This is a genomic window from Halococcus morrhuae DSM 1307 (genome assembly GCF_000336695.1).
Taxonomy (GTDB): domain Archaea; phylum Halobacteriota; class Halobacteria; order Halobacteriales; family Halococcaceae; genus Halococcus; species Halococcus morrhuae.
Genome location: NZ_AOMC01000106.1, coordinates 21562 through 30613, shown reverse-complemented (window position 1 = coordinate 30613; position 9052 = coordinate 21562). Strand labels below are relative to the sequence as shown.

7 protein-coding genes are annotated in these 9052 nt (G+C 60.8%); 2 read left to right on the top strand and 5 right to left on the bottom strand.

Annotation, left to right across the window (positions count from 1 at the left end; genetic code table 11):
- Positions 1-226 precede the first annotated feature (226 nt).
- The gene (locus tag C448_RS08075; RefSeq protein WP_004053697.1) at positions 227-1273 is read right to left on the bottom strand and encodes a pyridoxal-phosphate-dependent aminotransferase family protein; all 1047 of its coding nucleotides are present in this window, start codon (positions 1271-1273) and stop codon (positions 227-229) included.
- A gap of 234 nt (positions 1274-1507) precedes the next feature.
- Entirely contained in the window at positions 1508-3757 is a 2250-nt protein-coding gene (locus C448_RS08070; protein ID WP_049916184.1) for a thermonuclease family protein, read from the bottom strand.
- A gap of 439 nt (positions 3758-4196) precedes the next feature.
- On the opposite strand from C448_RS08070, the gene C448_RS08065 reads away from it, so the two are divergent.
- Positions 4197-5594 carry a DUF402 domain-containing protein gene (locus C448_RS08065; protein ID WP_004053694.1) on the top strand — a complete coding sequence of 466 codons (1398 nt, stop codon included), beginning with the start codon at positions 4197-4199 and terminating at the stop codon, positions 5592-5594.
- A 164-nt stretch (positions 5595-5758) separates the two neighbouring features.
- Here the strand turns inward: C448_RS08065 and C448_RS08060 are convergent, their stop codons facing one another.
- Genes C448_RS08060 through C448_RS08050 form a run of 3 tightly spaced genes read right to left on the bottom strand, consistent with a single transcriptional unit; the run spans position 5759 to position 8089 of the window.
- Complete coding sequence (locus C448_RS08060; protein WP_004053692.1) at positions 5759-6022, bottom strand: lipoyl domain-containing protein; 264 nt, start codon at positions 6020-6022, stop codon at positions 5759-5761.
- A 10-nt stretch (positions 6023-6032) separates the two neighbouring features.
- Complete coding sequence (locus tag C448_RS08055) at positions 6033-7070, bottom strand: alpha-ketoacid dehydrogenase subunit beta (RefSeq protein ID WP_004053691.1); 1038 nt, start codon at positions 7068-7070, stop codon at positions 6033-6035.
- Entirely contained in the window at positions 7070-8089 is a 1020-nt protein-coding gene (locus C448_RS08050; protein ID WP_049916183.1) for a thiamine pyrophosphate-dependent dehydrogenase E1 component subunit alpha, read from the bottom strand. The genes C448_RS08055 and C448_RS08050 overlap by 1 nt, the downstream gene beginning before the upstream one ends.
- 319 nt (positions 8090-8408) lie before the next feature.
- On the opposite strand from C448_RS08050, the gene C448_RS08045 reads away from it, so the two are divergent.
- Positions 8409-9044, top strand: coding sequence for a cyclase family protein (locus C448_RS08045; RefSeq protein WP_049916186.1), 636 nt, complete (start codon positions 8409-8411; stop codon positions 9042-9044).
- Positions 9045-9052: the final 8 nt, after the last annotated feature.

The window sequence follows — 9052 nt, the reverse complement described above, 5'->3', positions numbered from 1 at the left end:
GTCGCAAACGTTCCATACCGCAAGAAGGCGTCCAATTCCCCTGAACTCAGCGGTAGAATCGCCAGACGGAACCGGCGATCAACAGAGCAATGTGTTCCGGAGAGTAGTAGATCAGGCGACAGATAGCTGCAACACCATGCCTTCTTTCTCTCTATCGGACGGCTCAGGAAGCGGAGGAAATCCACGCTGCTGTTCGCATTCGCCCCAACTAGGCGGCGAGAGGTCGTCAAACGGTTTCAGCCAGTGCGTCCATCGTCCGTTCGACCAGTTCGGTATCGGCTTGGTGGCCCATATGCCCGACACGGATGACGTCGTCGGCGAGCGGTCCGAGTCCGGTTGCCAGAGTGATGTCGTACTGCTCGTCAAGCGCCGCCTGGAGGTCGGCTGCCCGGCCGGGAACGTGGAACGCCGACACGGTCGGTGAGGACCGCTCCGGACCGGCGAACAGTTCGAGCCCGATATCGGAGCCACGCTCGCGACAGCGACTCGCTGCCGAACGGTGACGTTCGTACACCGTGTCGAGACCCTCGTCCAGGATTCGATCGAGGGCAACGTCGAGCGCGACGACGTTCGTCGAGAGATGGGTATAGGGGAACTCTGCGCTGGTATCTCGCCACGGAAGGAAGTTGGTGTACAGGCTCTCCGGATCGATCGCTTCCATGCGCTCCCAGGCACGTTCGCTCACGCTCGCGGTCGCCAGTCCCGGTGGCGCACTGAAGCACTTCTGTGAGGCACCGAGGCAGACATCGACGTTCTCGGTCGGCACGGGCACCCCGCCCAGTGATGAGACGGCGTCGAGGATCGTCACGGCCCCGTGGTCGTGGAGGCGCTCCAGTACGGGTTCGATGTCGTTGAGCACGCCTGTTGGCGTTTCACAGTGGACGAGTGTGGCAACATCGTAGTCGCCCGCAGCGAGTTCGTCATCAAGCTCCGACAGCGCGAGTTCCGTGTCGTAGTCGGTGCCGACGACCGTCGCGTTGCCCCCGTAGCTCTCGACGAAATCGGCGAACCCATCGCCGTAGAGCCCGTTCGAGAGGCAGAGTACGTCCGTGTCCTCGTCGACGAGACACGCGACAGCCGACTCCAGTCCGAGAATGCCTTCGCCACCGGTGACGATCACCTGATCGTCCGTCCCGTAGACGTCGGACAGCTTCTCGCAGACTCGATCGTAGAGTTCGTCGAACTCCGACTCGACGTCGGGGTTGATCAGTTCGTGGCTCATCGCGTCACGGACGGGTTCTGGGACCGCGGTGGGCCCCGGTGTCATCAACATACGCCCCATCGGAGCGACATTCGTTTAGTCGCAATGGTTTGCCAAGACGAAACACGCTCTATCCAGAAGTGATCGTCACAGAGGATCGCCGTCGGTAAGCACCACATCCGTGTCATCAGCCGCGGATGATCTCTAACACATAGAGTGTCACTGGTCTCATCGAGCGACAGTGAAGGCGATCCCTCGTGGAGTCCGTGCCGTCCACGAACAGCCGAGAATCCATCCAAGGGCACGTCACTCGTTTTCGTACTCCGTCTCACCTGTGTACGTGTCGAACAGCATGAACCGCTCGGTGAAGTTCGATGTGACTAAAATCGATGGGTCGTCGTTCACGTTGTTCGTTTCGTCGGTTACTGCCTCACCGAGACGGAGGTCCGAGCCGAGAGCATCGGCGATCGCGTTCAGGTTCGCCCGTGCGGTTTCGGGGACGGCACCACCCAACAGAACGACGGCACCGCCGTTCTCACGGAACGTACGTACGGCAGCGAGTTCGGCGTCGGTATAGGCCTCAGAAGGTGCAGTGATCAACAATGCTCGAGCCTCATCGAGCAGCTCTGTGCCGACGTCCGACCCGGGTTCGTTGATACCCTCGAAGGCGATCCCGACCCCTTCGAGATAGCGCTGGTAGTAGGCAGCATCCTCCGCCGAGAGCGCGTAGCTTGCCTCGAACTGGCCATGTCCACCATCGATGAGGATCGGTGCGTCACCATACTCCTCGGGCTCATCGCGCTCCGGTGGTCCTGCATGATCGGGTGGTCCGGCATGAGGTGGTGGACCACCACGACTATGATTATCTGGCGGTCCAGCATGGTCGGGAGGTCCAGCATGGTCGGGAGGGCCGGCGTGATCGGGAGGACCGGCGTGTGACGGCGGCCCTTCGGCACCGATGGCTGCGGTTCGCGAGAGCAACTGCGTCAGGAACACGTAGTTGCCGTATCCGCTCGTGTCGACCGGATAGCCCTCAGCAGTCTCGTACGCTTCGTCAACGAGCGGCGAGCCGACCAACGCGACGCCGGCATCGTCATCGACTGCAATGAGCGATGCGTTCGGCGTTGCGGCAGTGTCTTCGGCTCGAACAGGGACGCGTTCGTCGAGATCGCCACGTGTGCTCTCGACGATAGCTGCCCGCGGGACGAACAGTTCCTCGACGGGATCGTTGCGAATCGGCTCGGAGTCTCCAGGGTCACTCTCATCCCATACGTTTCGACCATCTTCACGAGCGTCGAGTTCAGTGGCGAGGAAATCATCGTGGCGAGCCAGTCCGGAGTCGTACACGCGGGCGTGGCCCGCTTCGATCACGTGACGGTTGTACAGCGTCTCGCGAGTCCCCGAACCGTCGGCATCATAGGTGAGATAGCCGAGGAGACGTCCGAATTCGTCGCGAACCGGCTCGTTTGTATCGAAACTGAGATCCACACTGTCCCCGGGCGAGAGTTCAGTGCTGGCGAATTCGGTGGCCGCGTTGCCCGCTTTTTCGAGATAATCGTAGGATCCGATGCCTTCCCATTCTTCGGCACGCTCAGTATCGGTCGCACTACCCGTTTCCGGCGTGTCGATACCGAGCACTCGGATGGCCACTTCCTGCCCACCCTCGAACCGGACATCCACAGTATCGCCGTCAGTGACCTTGACCACCTCGACGGTATATGTCTTCTGAGGATCGAGTTCGAGACCCAGTCCGTCGCGATCCGCGAAATAGTCGAACGCCGTGTTGAACGCCGACGTCACCGGGACGAAGTCCGCATAGAGATTGTTTTCCGGGTCGTACACTTGATCGTCGTTGAACCGAAATTTCACTCCGATGGCTTCGGCGATCGCGTTGAGATTGCTAGTGGCGTCGTGGTTGCTGAAATCCGACTGATCGAACAGCAGTAACGCCCCGCCGCTTTCGACGAATCCCGCAAGCGCGTCGCGTTCGGCCGTCGAGAAAGCGTCCGCAGGCGAGGTGATGATTGCCGCGTCGGTTTCTGCGAGACTGCCGGTGATGTCGGTGGTTGCAGTGATCTCGTAGCCGTTGTTCTCGGCATAGCCGATGAACGCCGAGAACGAATCGGTATCGTAGAATTGGCCATGACCCTCATCGAAAACGACAGCCGGACCACCGGCTTCGGCATCGAGGATATTGAGCAGAAATTCCTCGTTGCCGTAGTTGAAGTCGCTATCGTCCTGACCGATGGGAGCACCGATACCCACCGCCCCGTCGTCGCTTGCTACCAGCGGAATCGGCGTTTCATCGGGGTAGGAAACGGCATCACCGTTTCCGTCCTCGTCGCTGTTGTACGCGGTGGGTTCGGCCCGAACCGCGACCAGCGAATCGTCGGTGAGCGGCGCTCCAGTCGCGTCAAGCAGGCTGGCCGTCGAATCGAACACCAGCGGTCGGATCGTCTCGGAAGTCGCGGACGATTGGGCGCTTGTTAGTGGTGTTCCGGCAAGCGCCACAACACCCGTGGACCCGAGCGCGGTCAGAACGGTTCGTCGATGCATACCATACCGTAGTCCGGAGGAGGGTACAAATCTCTTTTTACCAATTTATTTATTTTTAATCTATATGCGTAAGTGGATGCTGGCAGCCATCGTCAAGCGTCCTCCGGGCGAAAGCGAATGAATTCATGTTGCCGGTTTAGGACCAACGGCGACGTTTTGGGTACGGTGAGGTGGCCGTAGCGACGAGGCCATCCTCAACGGGATCGGTGGGCGATTTCCCATCGGCGGCTGCTCACAAGAGCACAAACGAATCGGCAAACTCTCAACTTCACCCCGAGTTCGATGTTCCATCGATGGCGTTCGCACACATCCATAGAACGGTCGTCGAGGATGGAAGTTGCTCCTTCCTGGACGCATTCGAATACGAAACATCCGAAATTTCCGAGAGCAAGTGCCGCGAGCCATCCTCTCGCCAGAGCACTGTCGAGCACGCCGTGCCATGAGAGTCCGGATCCGTGGCATCTACGCGACTGCGCTGACGCGGCTCTTCCGCGAGGCCGACCATACAGTGGTGCAGGCATCCCCGTCCATCCGCGAGCGCTTCGATGGAGAGTTCGCCGTCGAGGAGTCCGATATCGCGATCGAGACGACCGATGACCGACAGGGCATCGGCATCCACGGCGAGTCAGGGGCTGTCGATACTGCAGTTGGCCATCTCGCCGATCTCGAAACGGATACGTTCAGTTGGACTGGGGAGCTGCCGCGTGAAGCGGTGTTCGCCGGGGAGGTCACGGAAACGCTCGGGAGCGGTGCCGTCGTGGACTGTGGCACTGGCTCGGGTTTTCTTCCCTACTCGAACACGGAGCAGCGAGTCGACGACGGCGATCGGCTCAGGGTGCAGGTCAGCGATCCGGTCCCACCGTGGAGCGACGACCGCCCGGTGCTCGATACGAACGTCGAAGTGGGCGGTGGTCTGGTTCGGCTCGTGCGCGATGGCTCCGTGAAGACGTCGACAGGGCCGGGCATGGCGACCGACGTGACTGAGCTGCTCCCGAACGACCCACCCGACGGATGGCGGGCACGCTGGACGGACGCGAGCGAGCAGGCAGAGTTCGCCACGCTGTCGGATGCGCTCGCAACCGCGAGCGACCGAGCCACGGCAATCGATGCGGCGCTCTCCGCTGCACCCGAAAAAGAGGAGGAATCCGGCGCTCTCTGGGACGACCCCGCGACGACGTGGCTATGGTTCGGCCGCGCGTCACGCTTTAGACTCGACGAGGCTCGCCGTACCGTCTGTCCGACGATGGCTGGCCACCACCGTATCAAGGCCGGCAGTACGGACGCGAGTGCTGCCGTCGATTTCGTGGAGGCCGTCTGTGACTCGGACGGAGCGCTGCAGACCGAATTCCCGTTCACGACTGTCGTCCGACAGTTCGGGCCGGCCGAAAACGATGGCGTGAGGATCATCCACGGCAAGCCGGACGGCAGCCGAATCACGCTGGGTGAGGGGATCGTGACCGATCGTGACGAGTCGAGTATCACGATCCGACGGGAGATGACGCCCGGCGGAACCTACGATGCGTTGGGCATCGAACGCCGCGCCGGCGACACCGCCACCACGAAGTTGACCGAGGGAAAGTGGTGGTATCCAACGGTCTATCGAGATGCGGACGGGGAGCGACGGGGCACGTACGTCAATATCTGTACGCCAGTCGAGATCTTTCCCGACGCCGCTCGGTATATCGATCTCCACGTCGACGTCGTGAAACACGCCGACGGGCGAATCGAACGGGTGGACGATGCCGAGCTCGATGCTGCCGTCGCGGACGGTCACGTGTCCGAGGCGCTCGCTGAGACGGCTCGTGAGGTCGCGGATATGCTCGAAAGCGCGCTCTAAGCCACACCGTTCTCAGGACACTGATAGGCATGCTCATGAATCGCCGGCTCCGGCCACCGTCGCGGGGGCCCGCTGTCGTTTCTACCAAGATCACCTCATAGCGAATGCGGCTGACGTTTGTCCTGATTTCGGCAGCTGTTGTGTGCCCTATCAGCGTCGTATGTTCACTGGTCCGTGGAGATCCGGGCCAGTGTGTCCCCTCGTTCGAATTCGCCCTGTTCGTCGACCAATAGCTCGTGTATTTCACCGGTCGCCGGTGCCGGAACATCGAGACTCACCTTTTCGATCTGGATCTCGGCGATCGGGTCGCCTTCTGTTACTGCCGTCCCTTCACGGACGAACCAGCTCGACACGATCGCTTCCTCGACGTCGTCGGAATCGGCAGGCCATACCGTTTCGGATTCCACGGCAACGATCTCATCGCTCATTTGCTCGGGGTTACTCCGTGACTGCCTGAACGGCCTCGATGATGTCCTCGCGTCCCGGATTGACCGCCTGCTCAAGCGGTCGAGCATACGGAATGGGCGCGTCCGGCATCGTCACGCGGCGCACGGCCGAAAGGTCGGCGAGCGCTCCTTCCGTTGCCCGGGCAATGATTTCACCGGAGAGGCCGAACGAGTGGTAGTCCTCGTCGATAACGACGAGTCGGCCGGTTTTCCGGACCGATTCGAGCACCGTCTCGGTGTCAAGCGGCACCAACGTCCTGAGATCGATCACTTCGACGTCGATCTCCCCTGTGAGATCAGCAGCGGCTTCGAGCGCCCGGTGGACGTGGAGACCGAGCGTCACCACGGTCACGTCATCACCTTCGCGTTTCACGTCCGCCTCGCCGAAGTCGATGGTGTAGTCGTCTTCAGGTACCGAAGTCTTTGGCCCGTCCGGCGCGGGCATCCAGCCGATTCCCATCAGGCGTTTGTGGAACATGTAGACCACGGGATCGTCGTCACGAATCGCCGTGTGCATCAGCCCCTTGGCGTCGGCAGCGGTGCTCGGGACCACGACTTTCATGCCCGGCAGATGAGCGAATGTCCCGTAGAGTGTCTGTGAGTGCTGGGCGGCATCGTTGTACGTGCCACCGACAGCGGTCATGAGCACCATCGGGACGTTCACCGTGCTGCCGCTCATGTAGGTGTTTTTCGCCATCTGGTTGTAGATCTGATCCATTCCAACGCCGAAGAAGTCGGCGAACATCAGCTCCGCAATGGGACGCATTCCGGCCTGTGCGGCCCCGACGGCGGCACCGATGAACCCCGTCTCGCTGATCGGGACGTCCATGATCTTCTCCCGTCCGAACTCATCAAGCAGGCCGTCAGTGCTATCGAAGATCCCGCCGTAATCAGCGACGTCCTCGCCCATCACGAACACGTCGTCGCTGTCACGCATTTCCGAGGCGATGGCGCTCACCATCGCTCGGCTCATCGTCGTCTCGCGCTCATCGGTCGTTTCGGCCGTTTCGGGTTCGTCTGCTTCTGCCATCAGTCGTCACCTCCCGTGGATTCGGCCTGTTCCGGTTTCGTGTTGGGTGTCCAACCTGCCGGCGGGTTCGTGAACACGTCGTCGTAAGCCTCGTCAGGCTCGGGTTCCGGTTGGTCTTTGGCCCATTCGATGGCGTCGTCGACTCGTTGGTGGCTTCGATCGCGGATGTCGCCGATCGTGTCGTCGTCGATTCCCGCCTTCTGCAGGGTGGTCTCCATCCGTTCGATGGAATCACGCCGTTTTGCACGCTCGCTATCGCCCTCCGGACGGTACCCTTCTGCGTCGCCCATGAAGTGACCCATCCGTCGATGGACCTGTACTTCGAGGAGCGTTGGTCCGTTGCCATCACGTGCGCGTCCGATCGCTTCGCCTGCGGCCTCGTAGACCGCGCATGCGTCGTCGTAATCGACACGTTTGCCGGGCATATCGAATCCATCGGCACGCTGGGATCCGTTTCTGATATCGGTGACTCGCTCTTTGGGCATACTGATTGCCCAGTCGTTGTCCTCGATGACGAACAACACTGGCAAGTTCTGGACGCTTGCGAGGTTGAGTGATTCGAGGAACCCACCCTGGCTGATCGCGCCTTCGCCGAGATACGCAACTGCAACGCTGTCCTCGCCGCGCTTTTTGGCCGCGAGTGCCGCCCCGACTGCCGGCGGGCATCCTTCGGCGATGATGCCACTGCCCGCAAAGTTCACCGCGGAATCGAAGAGATGCATGTGGCCACCCTTCCCCTTGCACAGCCCGGTGCGGCGACCGAAGATCTCGGCGGTCATTCGTTCGAGATCCACGCCTTTGGCGATAGCCACGTGGTGAGGGCGATGCGGAGCGGTTACAGTATCAGCATCATCAAGATGGGAGCAGACGCCGGCAGCGGCAGCTTCCTGCCCAGCGGCGAGATGCAGTTCGCCCGGGATCGGGCCGGCCGAGATATCGAACGCGGGTTGTTTCCCTTCCAGATACTCCTCTTGGAGACGCTCTTCGTAGTATCGAGCCGTCACCATCCAGCCGTACATTTCTTGCAATTCGGTATCGCTTATCATGGCATCCTCCGTGCAGACATCGCACTACGCTCACATAAACGTGATTGACGCCAGTAGTATAATTTCTTACTTTAATATCCATAATTTGTCTCTGTGTCCAAACATTACCTAATTCGCCTGGCTACATTTTCTGGCACACAGTGTCCCACAGCACGCAGCTTCTGGGGGCGTTGATTGTCGATCTGGTGCGGTAACGCTGGTGAACACGGCGACATCGCTGTCATCCGACGAACGAGTTCAGAGCGAGCGATCGAGCGTGCCACTATTTGTCCGTTCGGACACGATCACGAGCATGCAGATCGACCTGAGTCACCGAATCGAGACCGGGATGACTGTCTATCCGGGCGATCCATCGGTTTCGATTGAGCCACATGCAACACATGTCCAGGATGGCTGTCGAGTCAGGGCCGCACAGTTGGGCAGCCATACTGGGACTCATATCGACGCACCTGCCCACGTCATGGCGGAGGGGCGAACACTGGACACCTATTCGGTTGACCGGTTCACGTTCGATGCAGTTCGTGTGGATTGCACAGACCTGGGCGATCGCGACCCAATCACGGCAGCAGACGTTCCTGACGAGACCGCCGATATCGCGATCTTTTGGACAGGATGGGATTCCCACTGGGGAACGGATCGATATCTCGAGCATCCGCATCTGACGGTCGACGGGGCTGCGGCCTGTGCCGAGCGGGGCTACGCAGTCGGTGTCGACACCCTGAGTCCGGACCCAACTCCGACCGACGACACTGCTGAGGGTGAATCGAGTGGTCTGCAGGCTCATCGGGCCCTATTGGGCGCTGACAACCTCATCATCGAAAACCTCTGCAATCTCGAACGGACACCGGAACGCTTCGAGCTGCGTGCGTATCCGATGGCGCTCGGAGGTGATGGCGCTCCAGTCCGTGCGGTGGGTGCCGTCGAGTAGTGGCGAGT